The sequence below is a fragment of the Erwinia persicina genome (genome assembly GCF_019844095.1).
Classification (GTDB): Bacteria; Pseudomonadota; Gammaproteobacteria; order Enterobacterales; family Enterobacteriaceae; genus Erwinia; species Erwinia persicina.
The window spans coordinates 3,115,576-3,135,386 of sequence record NZ_CP082141.1 but is presented as its reverse complement, the minus strand read 5'-3'; the positions used below and the strand labels follow the sequence as shown (position 1 = coordinate 3,135,386).

Annotated in this window: 20 protein-coding genes; 8 read left to right on the top strand and 12 right to left on the bottom strand. The window is 56.5% G+C overall.

Features of this window, described 5'->3' with window-relative positions:
* Positions 1-3 precede the first annotated feature (3 nt).
* Together potH and potI are read left to right on the top strand one after the other, a co-directional pair.
* Positions 4-966, top strand: a complete 963-nt coding sequence (gene potH / locus K6L24_RS14345; protein WP_118664369.1) for a putrescine ABC transporter permease PotH — start codon at positions 4-6, stop codon at positions 964-966.
* On the top strand, positions 963-1,808 hold the full coding sequence (gene potI, locus K6L24_RS14340; RefSeq protein WP_118664368.1) for a putrescine ABC transporter permease PotI: 846 nt from the start codon (positions 963-965) through the stop codon (positions 1,806-1,808). The genes potH and potI overlap by 4 nt, the downstream gene beginning before the upstream one ends.
* A 159-nt stretch (positions 1,809-1,967) precedes the next feature.
* Here potI and K6L24_RS14335 read toward each other — a convergent pair whose 3' ends face one another.
* Positions 1,968-3,071, bottom strand: a complete 1,104-nt coding sequence (locus tag K6L24_RS14335; protein WP_222681591.1) for an amidohydrolase — start codon at positions 3,069-3,071, stop codon at positions 1,968-1,970.
* 756 nt (positions 3,072-3,827) lie between these two features.
* Between K6L24_RS14335 and K6L24_RS14330 the strand changes: the two genes are divergently transcribed.
* Positions 3,828-4,301 (top strand): YbjO family protein, encoded by a 474-nt coding sequence (locus tag K6L24_RS14330; RefSeq protein ID WP_062746689.1) that lies wholly within the window; start codon positions 3,828-3,830, stop codon positions 4,299-4,301.
* 55 nt (positions 4,302-4,356) lie between these two features.
* Entirely contained in the window at positions 4,357-5,484 is a 1,128-nt protein-coding gene (rlmC, locus tag K6L24_RS14325) for a 23S rRNA (uracil(747)-C(5))-methyltransferase RlmC (RefSeq protein WP_062746691.1), read from the top strand.
* Between the two features lie 131 nt (positions 5,485-5,615).
* Here the strand turns inward: rlmC and K6L24_RS14320 are convergent, their stop codons facing one another.
* The 6 genes from K6L24_RS14320 to K6L24_RS14295 form a co-directional block, all read right to left on the bottom strand.
* Complete coding sequence (locus K6L24_RS14320) at positions 5,616-6,347, bottom strand: arginine ABC transporter substrate-binding protein (RefSeq protein ID WP_062746694.1); 732 nt, start codon at positions 6,345-6,347, stop codon at positions 5,616-5,618.
* 138 nt (positions 6,348-6,485) lie between these two features.
* A complete protein-coding gene (gene artM / locus K6L24_RS14315; RefSeq protein WP_062746696.1) occupies positions 6,486-7,154 on the bottom strand; it encodes an arginine ABC transporter permease ArtM in 669 nt (222 codons plus the stop codon).
* The gene (artQ, locus tag K6L24_RS14310; protein ID WP_118664366.1) at positions 7,154-7,870 is read right to left on the bottom strand and encodes an arginine ABC transporter permease ArtQ; all 717 of its coding nucleotides are present in this window, start codon (positions 7,868-7,870) and stop codon (positions 7,154-7,156) included. The genes artM and artQ overlap by 1 nt, the downstream gene beginning before the upstream one ends.
* A 3-nt stretch (positions 7,871-7,873) precedes the next feature.
* Positions 7,874-8,605, bottom strand: a complete 732-nt coding sequence (gene artJ / locus K6L24_RS14305; RefSeq protein WP_118664365.1) for an arginine ABC transporter substrate-binding protein — start codon at positions 8,603-8,605, stop codon at positions 7,874-7,876.
* A 15-nt stretch (positions 8,606-8,620) separates the two neighbouring features.
* Positions 8,621-9,349, bottom strand: coding sequence for an arginine ABC transporter ATP-binding protein ArtP (gene artP, locus K6L24_RS14300; protein WP_222681590.1), 729 nt, complete (start codon positions 9,347-9,349; stop codon positions 8,621-8,623).
* Between the two features lie 213 nt (positions 9,350-9,562).
* On the bottom strand, positions 9,563-10,093 hold the full coding sequence (locus K6L24_RS14295; protein ID WP_062746702.1) for a lipoprotein: 531 nt from the start codon (positions 10,091-10,093) through the stop codon (positions 9,563-9,565).
* 100 nt (positions 10,094-10,193) lie between these two features.
* On the opposite strand from K6L24_RS14295, the gene K6L24_RS14290 reads away from it, so the two are divergent.
* Together K6L24_RS14290 and K6L24_RS14285 are read left to right on the top strand one after the other, a co-directional pair.
* Positions 10,194-10,517: a heavy metal-binding domain-containing protein gene (locus tag K6L24_RS14290; protein ID WP_062746704.1), complete on the top strand. Its 324-nt coding sequence runs from the start codon at positions 10,194-10,196 to the stop codon at positions 10,515-10,517.
* On the top strand, positions 10,517-11,359 hold the full coding sequence (locus tag K6L24_RS14285) for an N-acetylmuramoyl-L-alanine amidase (protein WP_062746707.1): 843 nt from the start codon (positions 10,517-10,519) through the stop codon (positions 11,357-11,359). Before K6L24_RS14290 ends, K6L24_RS14285 begins: the two co-directional genes overlap by 1 nt.
* Position 11,360: 1 nt before the next feature.
* Here the strand turns inward: K6L24_RS14285 and ltaE are convergent, their stop codons facing one another.
* From ltaE to hcp, 4 genes are all read right to left on the bottom strand, one after another.
* The gene (gene ltaE, locus K6L24_RS14280; protein ID WP_222681589.1) at positions 11,361-12,365 is read right to left on the bottom strand and encodes a low-specificity L-threonine aldolase; all 1,005 of its coding nucleotides are present in this window, start codon (positions 12,363-12,365) and stop codon (positions 11,361-11,363) included.
* Positions 12,366-12,430: 65 nt separating this feature from the next.
* Positions 12,431-14,152: a ubiquinone-dependent pyruvate dehydrogenase gene (poxB, locus tag K6L24_RS14275; protein ID WP_062746712.1), complete on the bottom strand. Its 1,722-nt coding sequence runs from the start codon at positions 14,150-14,152 to the stop codon at positions 12,431-12,433.
* 128 nt (positions 14,153-14,280) lie between these two features.
* On the bottom strand, positions 14,281-15,261 hold the full coding sequence (gene hcr, locus K6L24_RS14270) for an NADH oxidoreductase (protein ID WP_118664362.1): 981 nt from the start codon (positions 15,259-15,261) through the stop codon (positions 14,281-14,283).
* A 3-nt stretch (positions 15,262-15,264) separates the two neighbouring features.
* Positions 15,265-16,917 (bottom strand): hydroxylamine reductase, encoded by a 1,653-nt coding sequence (gene hcp, locus K6L24_RS14265; RefSeq protein ID WP_222681588.1) that lies wholly within the window; start codon positions 16,915-16,917, stop codon positions 15,265-15,267.
* Positions 16,918-17,117: 200 nt separating this feature from the next.
* Here hcp and K6L24_RS14260 point away from each other — a divergent pair, with 200 nt between their 5' ends.
* Positions 17,118-18,785: an ATP-dependent nuclease gene (locus K6L24_RS14260; RefSeq protein ID WP_118664361.1), complete on the top strand. Its 1,668-nt coding sequence runs from the start codon at positions 17,118-17,120 to the stop codon at positions 18,783-18,785.
* Between the two features lie 155 nt (positions 18,786-18,940).
* Here the strand turns inward: K6L24_RS14260 and cspD are convergent, their stop codons facing one another.
* Positions 18,941-19,168: a cold shock-like protein CspD gene (gene cspD, locus K6L24_RS14255; protein WP_062746723.1), complete on the bottom strand. Its 228-nt coding sequence runs from the start codon at positions 19,166-19,168 to the stop codon at positions 18,941-18,943.
* A gap of 321 nt (positions 19,169-19,489) precedes the next feature.
* Between cspD and clpS the strand changes: the two genes are divergently transcribed.
* Positions 19,490-19,810, top strand: coding sequence for an ATP-dependent Clp protease adapter ClpS (clpS, locus tag K6L24_RS14250; RefSeq protein WP_062746725.1), 321 nt, complete (start codon positions 19,490-19,492; stop codon positions 19,808-19,810).
* The last annotated feature ends 1 nt before the right edge of the window (position 19,811 follow it).

Sequence of the window (19,811 nt, the reverse complement as noted above, 5' to 3'; positions counted from 1 at the left end):
ATCATGAACCCATATTCTGAACGTAAGACTAAACCGCCAAGCGGCCAGCAAACCGGCTTTAAAGGGCTGCTGACGCGCCTGCAAACGGCACACGGACGTAAACTGATTATCGGCCTGCCTTACCTCTGGCTGGCACTGCTGTTTCTGCTGCCGTTTCTGATTGTTCTGAAGATCAGCTTTGCTGATATCGCCCGTGCCAGCCCGCCGTATACCGACCTGTTAAGCTGGGCCGACGGCCAGCTGACCATGGCGCTTAACTTCGGCAATTACCTGACGCTGACCGACGATCCGCTGTATATCCTCGCCTATCTGCACTCGCTGAAGGTGGCCGGGATTGCCACCATTGTCTGCCTGCTGATTGGTTATCCGCTGGCCTGGGCCGTAGCGCATGCATCGCCTTCAACGCGCAATATTCTTCTGTTGCTGGTGATCCTGCCCTCGTGGACCTCGTTCCTGGTGCGGGTGTACGCCTGGATGGGCATCCTCAATAATAACGGCTTACTGAACCGGTTCCTGATGTGGACGGGGATCACCGATCATCCCCTCACCATTCTTTACACCGACCTGGCGGTTTATATCGGGATTGTCTACTGCTATCTGCCGTTTATGGTGCTGCCGATCTACACCGCCCTGACGCGGATTGATTACTCACTGGTGGAAGCATCGCTCGACCTGGGTGCCCGCCCGCTAAAAACCTTCTGGAGTGTCATTGTGCCACTGACCAAAGGCGGGATTATTGCCGGATCGATGCTGGTGTTTATTCCGGCGGTGGGGGAGTACGTGATCCCTGAGCTGCTGGGCGGCCCTGACAGTATTATGATCGGGCGCGTGGTGTGGATGGAGTTCTTTAATAACCATGACTGGCCGGTGGCTTCGGCGCTGGCGGTGATTATTCTGCTGATCCTGATCCTGCCCATTATCTGGTTCCATAAACATCAGAACAAAGAGATGGGGGAAAAAGCGTGAGTCAGTTACCGGTTATTCGCTCAAAATGGCGTACGGCCATTCTCGTGGTCTGTTTCGTGTTTCTTTACGCGCCGATGCTGCTGCTGGTGGTGTACTCCTTTAACTCATCACAACTGGCGGCGTGGGAGAGCTTCTCCCTGCACTGGTATCACGTGCTGTTTAATGATGATGCGATGATCCGCGCCGTCACCCTCAGCCTCTCTCTGGCCGGGTTGTCGGCCACGGCGGCGGTGATCCTGGGAACGATTGCGGCCATGGTGATTGTGCGCTTCGGGCGCTTTAAGGGCTCCACCGGTTTTGCCTTTATCCTCACCGCACCGCTGGTGATGCCGGATGTGATCACCGGGTTGTCACTGCTGCTGCTGTTTGTGGCGATGAGCAATGCCTTTGGCTGGCCTGCCGAGCGTGGAATGCTGACCATCTGGCTGGCGCATGTGACGTTCTGTACTGCCTACGTTGCGGTAGTGATCAATTCCCGCCTGCGCGAGCTGGATCGCTCCATCGAAGAAGCCGCGATGGATTTAGGGGCCACGCCGCTGAAGGTGTTCTTTGTCATCACCGTCCCCATGATCGCCCCGGCGATTGTCACCGGCTGGCTGCTGGCCTTCACCCTGTCGCTGGATGACCTGGTAATCTCCAACTTTGTGACCGGGCCGGGGGCCAATACCTTACCGATGCAGATTTTTGCCACCGTTCGCCGTGGCATTAACCCGGAGATTAACGCGCTGGCAACGTTGATCCTGCTGGTGGTCGGGATTGTCGGGTTTATTGCCTGGCGATTGATGGCGGGTAAAGAGAAGCAGCGGCTGAAGGATATTCAGCGGGCGCGCAGCGGGCATTAATCATTGCGGTAACGGGGAGGATGCGACACAAAAAGTCTGCATCACACCCGGCGTGCATTATCTGCAGGGGGCGACCGAACCAAAAGGGCGTACCCTGCAGGGCACAACGCCGTGGCTGATCCTGGGTTGCGGCCAGTAAGCGCTGTGTTCCGGGGCGAATTATCCCAGAACCTTCTTCACGCAGGCTTTGAAAATGTTAATCCCCACCGGCAGTGAATTCAGATCAAAGTGCATATCAGGATGGTGCAGCCCGGGGAGTAACCCGGTGCCAAGCCCCCAGAATCCGGCTTTCACCGATGGACGCTCCACCGGGTAGTGGAAGAAATCTTCACTGCCCGGCGTGGCGCGGGGAGCCATCAGCGCCTCCTTACCCAGCACCTCAACAATAGCCCCGGCGATCAATGCGCTCATCTCGTCATCAATCTCTGCCGCAGGCATCGCCTTTAGGATCTGCACCTCCGCCTGCGCACCAAAGGCCGCCACGCTGTGCTCAATCGCCCGACGCACGCGATCCTGCAACGTCACCATATCCTCGTTTGTTGCCGTGCGCAGATCGAACACCACCCGCGCTTCATCCGGGATGGAATTGGTCACGCCCGCATCGCAGAGGAAGCGGGTGGCTTTGACGCTCCACATGCTGTCCGCTGCCAGATGGATGGCGTTAACCGCCTGTACCGCGCTGACGCCGGCATCCAGGGCGTTGACGCCGAGGTGCGGGCGGGCGCCATGCGCCGTCTGACCGTGAATGATTGCCTCGACGGTCACGCAGGCGGAATAGTACACGGCTGGGATCGCCGTGCCGACGGCACACTCCTGCGCCGGGCGCACGTGGAAACCAAGGATCATATCCACATCATCGATCGCGCCGCCGGCAATCATCGCCAGTGCGCCCGTGCCCAGTTCTTCTGCAGGCTGGAAAATCAGTTTGAGGCGGCCTTTTTTAATGGCCTTTTCGGCCATCAGCTCCTGCGCGGCCGTCAGCACTACGGAGGAGTGGCCATCATGGCCACAGGTATGGCGGGCGCAGGGGACGCCGTCAATGATATGCCCCAGCGCATCCATATCTGCGCGTAATGCCAGAGTCGGGCCCGGCACGCCGCTGTCCAGTACTGCCACGATACCGGTAGTAGCATTAAAATTATCCTGTACTGCGTATCCGGCGGCCTTAAGCTGCTGGCTGATATAGGCCGAAGTTTTAAATTCCTGGAAACCTAACTCCGGGATGTCATGAAGGTAATGGTAATGTTCTAATACTTTTGACACGTTATTTCACTCCGTTCAGCTTGTGTTACGCAATGACTCTCATTACTCACATCGCCACTGAGGCATTCATCATGCGGGGCAATATCCGCAGCGGCCATTATGTCGTCGCTACGTCAGAGACGCCAGGCAGGCATTGCCTTAACTGTACCGGGATCCCATTAAAAAGAGGGAATCTTTACGCAGAGCCGCCGCAACACCCGGGAAGGGATTATTCATCATCCTAAGCTGAGATTTATTTTGCGACAGGCGTCAGGCTGCTTAGCGCTATTGTGCAAACCCTCACCGGAAAAATACATCTGGCTGACAACCCTTAGCGGCAGGCCGATGAGCCGGTTGCGTTCTCTTCAGCGGATGCGCTAATTTTATTTGCAGGCACAGCGATTAACTTCCTCACGGCTATCAACAATCAGGCAAAATAGCCTGCGGGTGCTTTTCGCTCCCGGCAGTGGAATTATTCTGTTACCCAGGCTAAAAATAAGGGGGGTGACTGCCGATAAACAGTGATCTGCCGGATGAGTACGGCAGATATCATGCCAGGATGTATTAAAGAAATTAATCTTTAAGATAACAAGTCGTGTCGTCGGTTAATCTGGCGAACGTCATCCCGTTATCAGGCTATTATTTATGGCACAGTGAATTTAAAAGACACTTTTTTCTCTTTCTAGTGGGAATATTCTGGTGAGCGCAATTGTAAAACACCAAAACGGGTCAGCTGTTCGCCTTCAGGGCATACCTCCGGCAGAGCGGGAGAGAAAAATGTCAGCACTGCTGAGAGAGGATAAGATCCTGTTGCGCGATGCGGGGCCTGTCCCGGTCCCGGTGTGGATTGCCGGTATTGCCATTATTGCCACCCGCTGTCTGGGCGTGATGCTGCTGTTCAACGAGCTGGGATTTCTGGAACTGATGAATTTTATTCACCGCAGCGCACAGGCCTGGGATTCCACGCTGATTTTTATTGCCAGCCAGCTGATTTTTTTTATTGAACTGCGCTGTGCGATTGCGCTGATGCGCGGACGTAGCTGGGGACGCTGGGGGTTTCTGCTGGCGCAGCTGGTGGTGGTGGTTTATATGTTTATCGCATCGATGGGCTGGATCTATCCGGAAATATTCAGTATCAATCGGGACAGTGGCCGCCAGATCATTCAGTCCCTGCTGGGGCAAAAACTCCCTGATATGCTGATCCTGCTGCTGCTGTTCGTGCCACAGAGCAGCCGGCAGTTTTATCGGTAACCCCTCGCTGCTATACTGCGCCCCTGCATTTCGCTTCCCTTATCAGGCTTTCATCATGTATTGCGCGCTTTACGACGCCGGCCGCTGCCGTTCCTGCCAGTGGCTGGAAACGCCTTATCCCCGGCAGCTTGCCCAAAAACAGTCTCACCTGCAGCAGCTGCTGGAAGCGCATCCGGTGGGACAATGGCTGCCCCCTGCGGTGTCGGCGCAGCAAAAATTCCGCAATAAGGCCAAAATGGTGGTCAGCGGCAGCGTGGAACGTCCGCTGCTGGGTATGCTGCACCGCGATGGTACGCCGGTCGATCTGGCCGACTGCCCGCTTTATCCTGACAGTTTTGCCAGCGTATTTGCTGAACTGCGCCCATTTATCGCCCGCGCCGGGTTAACGCCTTACAACGTCGCGCGCCGGCGTGGTGAACTGAAATATATTCTGCTCACAGAAAGTCATCATACTGGTCAGCTGATGCTGCGCTTTGTACTGCGTTCGACCACCAAGCTGGCACAGCTGCGCGCTGCGCTGCCTGAACTCCAGCGTGCATTGCCACAGCTGGTGGCGATCTCTGCGAATATACAGCCCGTGGCGATGGCCATTCTCGAAGGCGAAGAGGAGATCCCGCTGACGGAAAACCAGGTGCTTGCCGAGCAGCTCAACGATGTCCCGCTGTCCATCCTGCCTAAGAGCTTCTTCCAGACCAACCCCGCTGTGGCCGCTGCGCTGTACGCGACGGCTCGTGAATGGGTCAGCGCGCTGCAGGTAAGTACGATGTGGGATCTGTTTTGCGGCGTCGGTGGTTTTGGCCTGCACTGCGCCACGCCTGATATGACGCTGACTGGCATCGAGATCAGTCAGGCGGCGATCGCCTGCGCTCAGCGTTCTGCTGCGCAGATGGGGCTGGAAAAGGTCAGCTTCGCGGCGCTGGACTCCACCGCTTTTGCCACCGGAGAGGGCAGTGTGCCTGAGCTGGTGCTGGTCAATCCCCCGCGCCGGGGAATTGGTGCGGATCTGTGTGACTATCTGGATAAGATGGCGCCGCCCTGGATACTCTACTCCAGCTGCAACGCAGAGACGATGGCTACGGATATAGGCCGTCTGCCAGCTTACCGTATTGTCAGGGTGCAGATGTTCGATATGTTCCCACACACCGCGCATTACGAGGTGCTGACGCTGTTACAGCGGGTGTAAACGGTTAACAGGCAGTGCGACCGGAAAAAACGTTATTACCGCAGATGAAAAACCCTGGCTGGGTTCGGCCGTTGCAACGGTGCGAACCCAGCCAGTGAGGACGGAACTGCGACCCCTGTCAGTCCATCTGATTATTCAGGGAACCACTGCTTATTCAGTTTCTCCACCGTCCCGTCGGCTTTCAGCGCGTCCAGAGCGGTGTTCAGCTTATTCAGTAACGCCTCATTATCTTTGCGCACGGCAATGCCAAGACCCGTCCCAAAGTAGCTGCTGTCTGTGATATGTTCTCCGACGGAGCTGAGGTCAGGATTGGTCTTCAGCCAGGCACCGACGACAGCAGTATCGCCCAGGATGCCATCCAGACGGTTATTTTTCAGATCAAGAATAGCGTTCTGATAGCTGTCGTAGGCCACCGCCGTGATCTCAGGATGCTTATCCTGCAGATATTTCTGGTGAGTCGTGCCGTTTTCCATCCCGACGCGTTTTCCTTTCAGCTCCTCAAGGCGAGTGAAGCGGCCCTTTTTGGCGATAATAATTGCTGAGTTAGCGTAATACGGCTGCGTAAAGCTGACCTGCTTACTGCGCTCTTCGGTGATGTCCATCCCGGAGATCACCGCATCGTAGCGTCGGAACTTCAGCGCAGGCACCAGGCTGTCAAAAGGATTATTGGTAAAGCTGCACTCCGCCTGCATCTGCTTACACAGCGCATTGGCCAGGTCGATATCAAAGCCAACAATCTGATTATCGCTGTTCAGGGATTCAAAGGGAGGATAGGTCGCCGAGGAGGCAAAACGGATCTTATCTGCGGCCTGGGTTCCAAAGGCAACGCTGGCAAGCAGGGCTGCCAGAACGAGTTTTTTCATCAGTTTATTCCTTAAGGTCTCATTATCCTGACCAGTATCCCTGACGGGCAGGCCGGTCTATCGGCTGATTAAAAGGCGGTGAGGGCTTTTTATTCTGCGTTGCCGGTGAGGCCGCGCCTGACAACGCACTCGCCCGTTTTAGTTACGCCGTTCAAACGCCAGGGCGTGGCGCTCAATCAGGCGCATCATCAGGGTCAGCAGTCCGTTCACACAGAGGTAAATCACCCCGGCTGCGGCGAACACCCCGATGTCATACGTGCGGCCATACAGCAACTGCCCGTGTCCCATCACTTCCATCAGCGTAATGGTGTAGGCCAGCGAGGTACTTTTAAATACCAGCACCACTTCGTTGGAATAAGAAGAGAGTGCACGTTTAAAAGCGTAAGGCAGCAAAATGCGCAGCTGATCGCGGCGGTTCATGCCCAGTGCCGCGCAGGACTGCCATTGCCCGGCGGGAATAGCACGGACCGCACCGTGAAACAGCAGCGTGGTATAGGCCGCGCTGTTGAGTGACAGCGCCAGCAGCGCACAGAGCCAGGGCTCAGAAAGGAGAGCCCACAGCCAGGGAATATTCTGAATCGCCGGGAACTGACCCGGACCGTAATAGATCAGGAAGATCTGCACCAACAGCGGCGTTCCGGTAAACAGGGTGATATACCCCCGCGTCACCAGGTTCAGCACCGGCACTTTCAGCGCCAGGATCACGGTAAACAGCAGCGCCAGCACCAGCGCCAGCAGCAGGGACGTCACCGTCAGCAGCAGGCTGGTATTCAGACCTTTCAGGAGTTCAGGGAAATAACTCAGCATCAGCAGTCACCCCGTTCAAAACGCGTAGTCCGCAGCTCAATCCGTTTCAATACCGCCTGGCTGACGAGGGTGATCAGCAGGTAGATCCCCGCCGCAATGACATACCAGGTAAAAGGTTCCTGGGTACGTGTGGCGATACTTTTGGTCTGTAACATAATATCGTTAACGCTAATCAGCGATACCAGCGCGGTATCTTTCAGCAACACCAGCCACTGATTGCCCAGACCCGGCAGCGCGTGGCGCCACATCTGCGGCATAATCAGTCGGAAGAAGATGGCGGTTTTTTTCATCCCCAGCGCCTGGCCTGATTCCCACTGTCCTGACGGTACGGCTTTTAGCGCGCCGCGCAGGGTTTGTGAGGCATAGGAGGCGTAGAGCACGGCCAGCGCGATCACACCACACAGGAACGGGCTGACGTCAAAATTCTCAATGGCGACCTGGATGGGGATCTGCACGATACCCAGATTGAGGGTAAAGCCATCAGAGAGTGTGAGCAGCAGCTGTGAAGCGCCAAAGTAGACAAACAGCACCACGAGAATTTCCGGCAGGCCGCGAAAAAGGGTGACCAGGCCGGTGCCAAGCCAGGCGAGGGGACGCCAGCGCGCCGATTCCCAGACGGCGAAAATCATCGCCAGGATTAACCCTGCGACCAGCGCACAAACAGCCAGGCCGACGGTCATTCCGGCGGCGCTGGCAAGCGTATAAAATTCGTTCATTAATTACTGCGCAAACCACTTGCTGTAGATTGTTTTATAGGTGCCGTTGGCTTTCACCTTGTCCAGCGCCGCGTTGAATTTACCCTGAAGTTCCGTATTGCCCTGGCGAACTGCAATGCCCAGGCCAGTACCAAAGTAGGCTTTATCCGTTACTTTCTCACCCAGTGGGGCCAGATTCGGATTTTGCTTCAGCCATTCGTTCACCACGGCAGTATCACCGAATACGGCATCAATACGACCATTCTTCAGGTCAAGGATCGCATTCTGATAGCTGTCATAAGGGACAACCTTAATGTCTGCCAGTTTCTCACCGAGGTATTTCTGATGCGTGGTGCCGTTTTGCACACCGACACGTTTCCCTTTCAGCGCATCGACGCTGGGCACTTTATCTTTTTGAGTGATAAACAGGGCGGAATTTTCATAATACGGTTTAGTGAACAGCACCTGTTTTTCACGCTCAGGTGTAATGTCCATTCCCGCCATGACGGCGTCGAAACGACGGAATTTCAGGCTGGGGATCAGGCTGTCAAAAGCCTGGTTGGTAAAGGTACACTCGGCGCCGATCTCGCGGCACAGCGCGTTGGCCAGATCCACGTCAAAGCCCTGGATCTTATTATCAGAATCCACGAACTCAAAAGGAGGGTAAGACGCTTCGGTGGCAAAACGAAGGGTCTGGGTCGCGCTGGCGCTCAGGCTGAAGCCGGCTAACAGCGCGGCAATGACAATTTTTTTCATCGTTATGTCCTGCAATTAATGCGAAAGATAGTGGGCAAACGCCTCGGTTTGCGGCTGTGTAAAGCGGCTGGCATCACCCTGCTCGACGATATAACCGTTCTCCATATACACCACGCGGCTGGCCGTCTTACGCGCCACCTCAACTTCATGGGTCACGATCACCTGGGTAATTTGGGTCTGCGCCAGTTCACGAATGATGCTGACGATCTGGGCGGTGATTTCCGGATCCAGCGCCGCGGTCGGTTCATCAAACAGCAGAACGGCCGGTTCCATCATTAGCGCACGGGCAATCGCCACGCGCTGCTGCTGACCGCCTGAAAGGTGAAGCGGGTAGCGGTCAGCAAAAGCCTTAAGACGCAGGCGATCGAGCAGCCTGGCCGCACGATCATGGGCCTGTGCTTTGCTGAGACCCAGCACGCGGCAGGGCGCCTCGATCAGATTCTGAACGACCGTCAGGTGAGGCCAGAGATTGTACTGCTGAAAGACCATACCCACATTTTGACGCAGTTCGCGTATCGCGGCGTCGCCAGGCGGGCGGGTAAAGTCAAAGCGATTACCGGCAATCTCCAGCGTGCCGGAACGCGGCATCTCCAGCAGGTTTAACACGCGCAGGAGTGAGCTCTTCCCGGCGCCACTCGGGCCCAGAAGTACCAGCGTCTCACCCTGTGGGCAAGCCAGCTGAATGTCGAACAGCGCCTGATGGGCACCGTAATAGCAGTTTATACCGTTTAGTTGAATACTCATGCGCAAAAAGTGAATAGCAATTGATGCCGCGAATCTTAACGTCGACAGCATAGTTATGCAATCATTGTGCGTTAAAATTTATTTATGCGGGCAGGGTGATTGAATAGTAGCACAACATAGCGTGATGTAACGGTTTTGGCTTCGATGTATCGATGTTGTTATGCAAATGTGTGCGCGAGATCGTGCCGCTGATGCGCGGCACGCACAAAGGGTTTATTTTTGCAGCAGCTGACCCAGCGAACCGCCCGACAGATGGGGATTATTGCCGAGATAACGCACATCGTTGACCGTCCAGCAGGTGCCTTCACGGACCATATGAACTTCATCCTGCCAGCGAACGTCGCCACGCTGCAGGGTTACACGCAGCGGAATATTGCGTGCGTCAGTATTCGGAATGGTCGAGGCGTCCGCCACGCTGGCTTCCGTCGGCCCCTGGCGCTGGCTGGAGAAGATATCCCCCGTCAGCTGTGCGTTTTTATTCGGTTCATTCTGTGCTTTGAGCAGCAACTGATAGAGTTTGTTACTGAGCAGAGGCCGGTATTTTGCCAGCAGTTGCGCATCCGGCACGCCCTGAGAAGGCTGCTGATCGCGTAAATCGTAGAACTGTTGCGCTACGCTGTCCGGGCCGCCGTCAACACATGGCCCTACCCGGGTACCAATATCCTTATAAGCGGGTTCGACGGTGGTACAGGCACTCAGCAGGAGTGCGAGGGGAACCACGACAGCAAAGGGCTGGTATTTCATTTTGATTTCCTTATTGTTATCAGCGGGTGTGCTTTATCATTAAGTATAGCCGCTCAGTTGAGTGAAAAGAACGAAGCGTACATGACACATGGAGAGCTGTATGAAATTTTCGACTACCCCGACGCTGGAAGGCCAGCCCATTACTGAATATTGTGGTGTTGTGACTGGAGAAGCTATTCTCGGGGCCAATATTTTTCGCGACTTTTTTGCCGGCATTCGCGATATCGTCGGTGGGCGCTCCGGAGCCTATGAGAAAGAGCTGCGCAAAGCCCGCGAGATTGCTTTTTCTGAACTGGAAGCGCAGGCGAAATCCCTCGGTGCGGATGCCGTAGTGGGTATCGACATTGATTATGAAACCGTAGGGAAAGACAGCAGTATGCTGATGGTGAGCGTCAGCGGTACTGCCGTTAAACTGCGTCACTGATGCGTCCAGTTGCTGTTATCCGGCCGCTGCTGGTGCTGCTGGCTGTCTTTATTTATACCTCTATTACCCCAAAAGGGCTGCTGCCACAACAGGGGTACACCGTCGATACGCGGCAGGAGGCCTGGGGCGCACGGCCGCGCGTGAAAGTGCTGGTTATCCACTACACCGCCGGGGATTTTCCGCGTTCGCTGAATACGCTTACCGATCGCAGCGTCAGTGCACACTATCTCCTGCCGGCAAAACCGCCGAAATATGACGGCCAGCCTCTGGTGTGGCGTCTGGTGCCGGAGTCGATGCTGGCGTGGCACGCCGGTGAGAGCTACTGGCGCGGTGCCACCCGACTGAATGATACCTCAATCGGCATTGAGCTGGAGAATCAGGGCTGGCATCGCGAGGGGCGGGCGATCGTCTGGCAGCCTTTCCCGCAGTCGCAGATGGATGCGCTGCTTCCGCTGATGCGCGATATTATCCAGCGCTACGGCATCCTGCCGCAGGACGTGGTAGCACACAGCGATATCGCCCCGATGCGCAAGCAGGATCCCGGCCCGGAATTTCCCTGGGAAGCGTTTGCCCGCCAGGGGGTGGGTGCCTGGCCTGATGCGGCCCGGGTGACGTTCTGGCTGGCAGGACGACCACCGGCGCAGCGGGTGGATAAGACCCGCCTGTTGAGCCTGCTGTCCAGCTATGGCTACGAGGTAACGCCGCAGATGAAACCGTATCAGCAGCAGGCGTTGATCGCGGCGTTTCAGATGCACTTTCGTCCTGCTGACTACAGTGGCATTGCCGATGCCGAAACTGAAGCCATCGCCGCCGCGCTGGTGGAAAAATATGGTGCAGGATAGTTTACGACGTGGCTAAAAAGGCCTGCCACTGGCTGACCAGCTGCTCCAGCGCAGGGCGATCTGTGTCCAGATGGGTCACCAGCCGCGTCACCGGGCCAGGGCTGACAAGCATACCGCGTTCCCGCATCCAGGGGCCCAGCGTGGCAACCTGTGCCTCCGGCAGGCGCAGGAACACCATGTTGGTATCCTGGCGGGTAACGTCAACGCCAATATCCCGCAGCGCAGCCGCCAGCCACGCGGCGTTATCATGGTCATCTTTTAAGCGCGCCACGTGATGCTCCAGCGCATACAGCCCCGCCGCCGCCAGTATTCCCGCCTGGCGCATCCCGCCCCCGGTCATCTTGCGCCAGCGCCGCGCTCGCAGAATAAACGCCTCACTGCCGCACAGCATGGCTCCCACCGGGGCACCCAGCCCTTTGGACAGACAGACCGTCAGCGTATCACCATAGCGGGCGAGGGCCTCCAGCGGTACGTCCAGCGCGACGGCCGCGTTGAAAATGCGCGCACCGTCAATATGTAGCGCCAGATGACGTTCACGGGTAAACGCCCATGCCTGCTGTAAATACGCCAGCGGGAGCACCTTACCGTTATGCGTATTTTCCAGACTTAACAGGCGGGTGATGGCGAAATGTACATCATCCGGCTTGATAAACTGCGCCACAACGTCCAGCGGTAGCGTGCCGTCAGCGGCCGCGAGGATTGGCTGAGGCTGAATGCCCCCCAGCACCGCAGCGCCACCTGCTTCATATTTGTAGTTATGTGCCAGCTGACCAACAATATATTCCTCGCCGCGCTGACAGTGGCAGAGCAGGGCGACCAGGTTGGCCTGGGTTGCACTGGGAAGGAACAGGGCAGCGGGCTTACCGCTCAGACGGGCAACTTCTGCTTCCAGTTTATTGACCGTGGGATCGTCGCCGTAAACATCGTCTCCGGTTTCGGCTGACATCATCGCACTCAGCATGGCCTGAGTGGGGCGGGTCACGGTATCACTACGCAGGTCGATCACGCTTGTTCTCCTGTCAACGGTAAAACGGACGCCGCAGCGTCCGTCAAAAAGAGCCTCTCACTCTTTTACCGTAGCCAGTTGGTTTTAGCCAGATCAACCAGTTCATCACCGCGGCCGTTAATGATGGCGCGCATCATGTACAGGCTGAAGCCTTTGGCCTGTTCCAGTTTGATCTGCGGCGGCATGGCCAGCTCCTCTTTGGCGGTGACCACGTCCACCAGCACCGGGCCGTCGTGCGCCAGCGCCTCCTGCAGCGCATCGTCCAGCAGGGATGCCTGCTCAACGCGGATGCCTTTTACCCCGCAGGCGTTGGCAATGGCGGCGAAGTTGGGATTTTCCAAATCGGTACCGTCGGTCAGATAACCGCCGGATTTCATCTCCATGGCCACAAAGCCCAGCACGCTGTTGTTGAATACCACGATTTTCACTGGCAGTTTTAACTGCGCCAGTGAGAGGAAGTCGCCCATCAGCATGCTGAAGCCACCGTCCCCGCACAGGGCGATCACCTGGCGGTTGGGGTCGATCGCCTGGGCTCCAATCGCCTGCGGCATGGCATTCGCCATCGAGCCGTGGCTGAAGGAGCCGAGCAGGCGGCGTTTGCCGTTCATTTTCAGGTAGCGGGCTGCCCACACGGTCGGCGTGCCCACATCACAGGTAAAGATCGCATCCTCACTGGCGTAGCGGCTGATCTGTTGCGCCAGATATTGTGGATGAACAGGCAGTTTATCGTTGGCCGTCGCCAAGTCATCGAGCTCTTTCCGCGCTTTTCCATAGTGTTCCAGCGCCTTGTCCAGAAAGCCGCGCTCCGTCTTGACCGTCAGCTGCGGCAGCAGGGCATTGAGCGTCGATTTGATATCCCCGACCAGCGCCATATCCAGATGACAGTGGCTGCCCAGGCTGCCTGGATTAATATCAATCTGAATAATTTTTGCATCGGCCGGATAAAACGCACGATAAGGGAACTGGCTGCCCAGCACCAGCAGCGTATCGGCATTCATCATGGCGTGATAACCCGATGAGAAGCCGATCAGCCCGGTCATGCCCACATCGTAAGGGTTATCATATTCGATGTGCTCTTTACCGCGCAGGGCATGAACGATGGGGGCCTTCAGGGTTTCTGCCAGCGCCACGACCTCACTGTGGGCACCGGCACAGCCGCTACCGCACAGCAGAGTAATATTACCTGACGCGTTGAGTACCGACGCCAGCTTCGTCAGCTCCTCACTGACCGGCTGAACCTGCGGCAGATGTGGGGGATACCAGTCCGCCGTTGCACCTTCCGGGGCCATCTGCAGGGCAATATCGCCCGGCAGCACCACCACAGAGACCCCTTTGTTCAGGATCGCTTTGCGCATGGCAATGCCGAGAACCTGCGGCAGTTGCTCGGGGTTGGAAACCAGTTCGCAGTAGTGGCTGCACTCACGGAACAGCTCCTGAGGATGAGTTTCCTGAAAGTAATTACTGCCGATCTCTGCAGAAGGAATATGAGCGGCGATGGCCAGTACCGGCACGTGGTTACGGTGGCAGTCGAACAGACCGTTAATCAGATGCAGGTTACCTGGGCCACAGGAGCCGGCGCATACCGCCAGCTCGCCGGTCAGGTGTGCCTCCGCACCCGCAGCAAAGGCGGCGACTTCCTCATGACGGGTTGGCATCCAGCGGATTGTATCCATACGGTTAAGGCTGTCGCTCAGGCCGTTGAGCGAGTCGCCGGTGACCCCCCAGATACGTTTCACGCCTGCACTTTCCAGTGTTTTCGCTACCAGCGCGGCAACAGTTTGCTTCATGCTTCTCTCCTCAGTGGTGGGGATGTCCTTTAACAGAAAGGTCAAATTGGCTGAAACAAGCTTAGTTTAGGATGCAGGAAACGGGGAAATCCCGTGTGAAACCGTTTATTTCACACGGCACCAGGGCGTCAGGTGAGAACAATATCGCTTTGTGGGTAGCAGCTGCAGGCCAGAACGAAGCCGGCCTCAATCTCACTGTCGCTCAGGGTCTGAACGCTGGTGGTGTGATAGCTCCCTTCAGCAACGCGGGTTTTACAGCAACCACAGACACCCGAACGGCAGGCCGCGGCGACCGGCTGCTGATGCTGTTCCATGGCCGTTAACAGCGACCACCCGGCGGGAAAGGCGCCCCCCTGCATCAGCGCCGGGCTGCGCAGGGTGAACTGAGCGGATCCCACCGGCGCTTCGCTCACCGGCGTAAACTGTTCAGTCAGAATTTTTTTTGCCCCCAGCGCCTGCGCATCCTGCTGAAGGGCATTCATATAAGGCTGGGGGCCGCAGATCATCACCGTACGCCGGGCCATATCTGGCACCAGGGCTGCGAGGCGGGCACGATCAAGTCGCCCGGACTGCATCTCTGCCGTGGCGGCGTGTTCTGCAAACAGAGTCAGTGTTAACCACGGCTGCATGGCGCTCAGTTCCCGGGCAAAAATCACATCCTGCGGCGAACGAACACTGTAAATCAGTTGCACGCTGCAGCCGGGGCGTTGCGCCTGCAGCCAGCGGCACATCGACATCACCGGCGTGATGCCGCAGCCCGCAGCGAGAAACAGATAGTGACTGGCGGGGTGGCGCTGACAGCTGAAATCTCCCTGTGGATCGGACAGCCAGATATCATTGCCCGGGCGCACCTGCCGGGTCAGCCAGTCCGACCCTTTACCCTTTTCAATGCGCCGTACGGTAAGCGTGATCAAGGCGCTTTGCCCGGGGGTGGAGGACAACGTATAGGCGCGCATTTCCTCGCTGTTGCCGATTCTGACCAGCGCGAACTGACCTGCCTGCCAGCGATAAAAATCGTGATTAATTAACGCCAGCGTCCAGACGTCCGGCGTTTCCTGCTGCACATGATGCACCTGCATACGCCAGGGGCACAGATTCGGTGATTTCATCAGTTACTCCGCGTGGCCAAGAATGCCAGCCAGATCGTTTTCCACGCTGCTGACCGGGATCATGCCGAACTCTTTCTGCAGCAGCGCCATCAGATTGTCGGTGAGGAACGCCGGTGCCGTCGGGCCGGTACGGATATTTTTTACTCCGAGGGAGAGCAGCGTGAGCAGTACCACGATAGCTTTCTGTTCAAACCAGGACAGCAACAGTGATAACGGCAGGTCGTTCACACCGCAGTTCAGTTTCTCCGCCAGTTTTACCGCCAGCATAATGGCCGCATAACTGTCGTTACACTGGCCAACGTCCAGCAGACGTGGCAGCCCCTCAATATGACCAAAATCGAGTTTGTTAAAGCGGTATTTTCCACAGGCCAGCGTCAGGATCAGACAGTCATCGGGGATCGCCAGCGCCATATCAGTGTAATAGCTGCGCTGGTCGCGGCTGCCATCGCAACCGCCCACCAGAAACACATGGCGCAGCTTTTTACGGCTGACCAGGTCAATGATGCTGTCGCAGGCCTCCAGCAGCACTTTTCGGCCGAAACCGACGGTGATTTCATGGGGAATTTCACTCCACGGGAACCCCGGCATCGATTCTGCCTGGTCAATCACCGCCGAGAAGTCATCCTCTTCAAGGTGGTTTACGCCAGGCCAGCCGACAATACTGCGCGTCCAGATACGATGCTGATAATCGCCCACCAGCGGATCGATAATACAGTTGGAGGTCATCACGATGGGGCCGGGAAAACGGGCAAATTCCGCTTGCTGATTCTGCCAGCCGCTACCGTAATTGCCTGCCAGATGCGGATATTTTTTTAACGCCGGGTAACCGTGTGCTGGCAGCATTTCGCCGTGAGTGAAAATGTTAATGCCACGGCCGGCGGTCTGCTCCAGCAGGATCTGCAGATCTTTCAGGTCGTGGCCTGATATCAGAATGGCTTTACCGGCCACCGGTCGGACGTTGACGGTGACGGGCTGCGGATCACCATATGCGGTGGTTTGCGCTTCATCGAGCATCCCCATGATGGTGAAGTTCATTTTACCAATCTGCATGGCACAACTGACCAGCTCAGCCATCTCCGATGGCTGCGTTCCCAGCCAGGCCATAATCTGATGATATTCAGCATAGATATCGTTGTCGAAGCGCCCGTGGACGTGGGCATGTTCCATATACGCCGCAGCCCCTTTCAGCCCGTAGAGACAAAGCAGGCGCAGCCCGAGAATATCGGCGTTGACGCCGGCAACATTCAACGCGAACTGCGCTGCCTGTTGCTGCAACCCGGCTATCTCGTGGCTGGCCAGGGCCAGTGAGGCCAGCGGATGATCCAGCAACCGACTGCCGCCCGCGTCGGCACAGCGCTGCTGCAGGCGATCGCGTAGCGCAATGGCCTCAACCGCATACTCCACAATACGCCGTGAATCAAAGTTGACGTTCGTCAGTGTGGAAAAAAACGCGCGCGGGGCAAAGCTGTCCACTTCATGGTCGATAATACCCAGACTGCGTGCCTGCAGCGCCCAGGCTGAAAGCCCCTGAAGGACTGCGACCAGCAGATCCTGTAAATCAGAGGTTTCCGCTGTTTTACCGCACATCCCCTGCGCGTAGGTACAGCCGTCACCGGCTGGTGTACGCATTGTTTGCTCACATTGAATACAGAACATGATCTCACCTTTTATAAGATGTATTTAATATGCATCTTATGTAAGAGATCCCGGCGGCGGATACAAGGGGCTTGTGCCGTTAACCCACCTGGCTTTGATCTGGCGCAAAGGGGACGGCCTGAAAAACGATTTTTCCCCGCAGCTTGACCGACAGCCACTGGCCAACCATTCTGATTAAAACCGGGATAACAGGGGCGAAGATGATTCTGGAAAATATGGCCGTTACCGGCTTTCGTGGCATCAGTCAGCTGTCGCTGCCACTGGAGGGAACCAATGTCCTGATCGGGGAAAATGCCTGGGGGAAATCCAGCCTGCTGGATGCGCTGACTCTCCTGCTGGCACCTCAGCCCGATCTTTATGCCTTCAGGCCCCACGATTTTCATTTTGCACAGGGCGATGCAGCGCGCCGCGAGCGGGATTTGCAGGTGGTGTTTACCTTCTGTGAACGCGAAGCGGGGGAGGCGGATGCCCTTCACTATCAGGTCTTCGCCCCGCTGTGGTGGTGTGGTGAAGACGGATTACGGCGTCTGACGCTGAAAATGACGGGACATCAGCCTGACGCCGGGGAGGTGATCACCCACCGCCAGTTTGTTGATGCCTGCAGCCAGCCGCTGCTTACGGATGAGCGTGCGCTGGCGGCGATCAAAACGCTTATCCGCCTGCATCCGGTACTGCGCCTGCGTGATGCGCGTTTCAGTCGTCGTCAGCCTCATGACGCGGCAGCGACCTTGCCCGCCGCGCCGTTTGCCGAACTGACCAGTATAATGGAAGATCTGCTGCGCGAGGGGGGGGCGGGCCCACAAAATCTGTCCGACAGTGCTCTGCGCGAAGGGGTCAACACACTCCGGCAACTGGTGGAACACTATTTTTCTGTTCAGTCACCGCAGGCTTCACTGCCGGGAAACCGGGTTTCTCACCTGCAGCGTGAGTCAGGCAGCGGCTGGCGGCATCTGGGTGAGATGAATCATCTGATTGCCGGCGGCGACCGCAGCCGCCGGCTGATATTGCTGCGGCTGTTTGCGCTGCTGGTACAGGCGCGGGATGCCCGGGAGCTGGATGCACAGGCCCGTCCGCTGCTGGTGCTGGAAGATCCGGAGACCCGGCTGCATCCCATCATGCTGTCCGTTGCCTGGGAGCTGCTGTCCCTGCTTCCGCTGCAAAAAATGGTGACCACCAACTCTGGCGAACTGCTGTCACAGGTACCGGTAGAACAGGTATGCCGTCTGGTGCGTGAGCCCGGACGCGTGGCTGCGTGGCGCATTGGCCCGTCAGGCATGAGTGCTGAAGACAGCCGCCGTATTGCTTTCCACATCCGTTTTAACCGCCCGTCCTCGCTGTTTGCCCGCTGCTGGCTGCTGGTGGAAGGCGAGACGGAAGTCTGGGTGATGAACGAGCTGGCCAGGCAGTGCGGCTACCACTTTGCCGCAGAAGGGATAAAGGTGATTGAGTTTGCCCAATCCGGTTTACGCCCGCTGTTAAAATTTGCCCGGCGAATGGGGATTGCGTGGCATGTGCTGACCGATGGTGACGATGCGGGCCGGAAGTATGCCGCCACGGCCCGTGGCATGTTACAGCAAGGCGATCGGCACGAAGATCATTACCTGACGCAATTACCCGCACTGGATATGGAGCATTTCCTGTACAAGCAGGGATTCGCAGCAGTTTATCATCGTATGTCCGGGTTGCCGGCGGGGACACCACTCAACCTGCGGCGCATTATTGCTAAAGCTATTCAGCATGCGTCCAAGCCAGAGCTGGCGATTGCAGTGGCAGCAGAGGCCGCCTCACGGGGAACGGATTCTGTGCCTGAACTGCTGCGCAGCATGTTTTCACGCGTGCAGCGGCTGGCGCGGGGCAACGCAGATTAGCCGCGGCGCAGAGGCATTTGAAGGGTTGCCGGGTAATGCGCCTTGAAAAAGGCGTATCGCAACCCATATAGATAATTCGTCAGGCGGAAGCATAAAAATGCCAGCATCGCTGGCTGGCATTTTATCGTAGGGTTGTACAGAATGAAGGAAGGGGATTACGCGCTGACGGCGATGGCCTCTTCCACAGGGACGATGAGGCTGGCATGATTGCCTTTTGGCCCCTGATGCAGATCAAACTGGACTTGTTGCCCGGCTTTCAGCGTTCTGTAGCCGTCCATCTTAATCGTTGAGTAGTGTGCGAAAATATCTTCGCCGCCGCCCACCGGACAGATGAAACCGAAGCCTTTGGCGTTATTAAACCACTTAACAGTACCCGTCTCCATGCTTCTACATCCCTCGCAAGACATTCAAAATTGAGTGAGGTGTTCAGGTTTTTGACCTGATGGCTGGTTAAATCGCATCCAGCCTGTGCTTGTACTGTAGAGAATTAGCTCCAACGGTCAAGCAAACGAGGGGAGGAAACGGAGATGAAATCATCAAAATTTGAAGCAGTTAACGCTATTGGAAATTTTGTGATGAAGGTCGCGATTGATGATTTCAGTACGCCATTTCAATCGCGCTGCACAACATTATGTTCATGTTATTCCTAACCTGAATAATGGTAGTGTGGCGTAAGTAAGTCATGTTGATCACTCTGGACAGGTATGGGAAAGACTAACGATTGGCTGAATTTTGAAAAACTTGCAGACGACAAAGTCCGCGAGGAGCTCAAGCCACCCTCGATGTATAAAGTTATTCTGAATAATGACGATTATACGCCTATGGAATTTGTTATTGACGTTCTGCAAAAGTTCTTTTCTTATGATGTTGAACGTGCAACGCAACTGATGCTCGCGGTTCACTACCAGGGAAAGGCGATTTGTGGTGTATTTACTGCGGAAGTCGCAGAGACCAAGGTCGCTCACGTGAACAAATATGCCAGGGAAAATGAGCATCCGTTGCTTTGTACGCTGGAAAAAGCCTGAA

Excerpts from the sequence above, each read along its gene's own strand:
- hcp (WP_222681588.1), bottom strand. The coding sequence starts at position 16,917 with ATGTTCTGTATTCAATGTGAGCAAACAATGCGTACACCAGCCGGTGAC.
- K6L24_RS14260 (WP_118664361.1), top strand. The coding sequence starts at position 17,118 with ATGATTCTGGAAAATATGGCCGTTACCGGCTTTCGTGGCATCAGTCAG.
- K6L24_RS14290 (WP_062746704.1), top strand. The coding sequence starts at position 10,194 with ATGAAATTTTCGACTACCCCGACGCTGGAAGGCCAGCCCATTACTGAA.
- artM (WP_062746696.1), bottom strand. The coding sequence starts at position 7,154 with ATGCTGAGTTATTTCCCTGAACTCCTGAAAGGTCTGAATACCAGCCTG.
- poxB (WP_062746712.1), bottom strand. The coding sequence starts at position 14,152 with ATGAAGCAAACTGTTGCCGCGCTGGTAGCGAAAACACTGGAAAGTGCA.
- artP (WP_222681590.1), bottom strand. The coding sequence starts at position 9,349 with ATGAGTATTCAACTAAACGGTATAAACTGCTATTACGGTGCCCATCAG.
- K6L24_RS14320 (WP_062746694.1), bottom strand. The coding sequence starts at position 6,347 with ATGAAAAAACTCGTTCTGGCAGCCCTGCTTGCCAGCGTTGCCTTTGGA.
- rlmC (WP_062746691.1), top strand. The coding sequence starts at position 4,357 with ATGTATTGCGCGCTTTACGACGCCGGCCGCTGCCGTTCCTGCCAGTGG.
- K6L24_RS14295 (WP_062746702.1), bottom strand. The coding sequence starts at position 10,093 with ATGAAATACCAGCCCTTTGCTGTCGTGGTTCCCCTCGCACTCCTGCTG.
- potH (WP_118664369.1), top strand. The coding sequence starts at position 4 with ATGAACCCATATTCTGAACGTAAGACTAAACCGCCAAGCGGCCAGCAA.
- artJ (WP_118664365.1), bottom strand. The coding sequence starts at position 8,605 with ATGAAAAAAATTGTCATTGCCGCGCTGTTAGCCGGCTTCAGCCTGAGC.
- hcr (WP_118664362.1), bottom strand. The coding sequence starts at position 15,261 with ATGAAATCACCGAATCTGTGCCCCTGGCGTATGCAGGTGCATCATGTG.
- cspD (WP_062746723.1), bottom strand. The coding sequence starts at position 19,168 with ATGGAGACGGGTACTGTTAAGTGGTTTAATAACGCCAAAGGCTTCGGT.
- artQ (WP_118664366.1), bottom strand. The coding sequence starts at position 7,870 with ATGAACGAATTTTATACGCTTGCCAGCGCCGCCGGAATGACCGTCGGC.
- K6L24_RS14285 (WP_062746707.1), top strand. The coding sequence starts at position 10,517 with ATGCGTCCAGTTGCTGTTATCCGGCCGCTGCTGGTGCTGCTGGCTGTC.
- clpS (WP_062746725.1), top strand. The coding sequence starts at position 19,490 with ATGGGAAAGACTAACGATTGGCTGAATTTTGAAAAACTTGCAGACGAC.
- K6L24_RS14330 (WP_062746689.1), top strand. The coding sequence starts at position 3,828 with ATGTCAGCACTGCTGAGAGAGGATAAGATCCTGTTGCGCGATGCGGGG.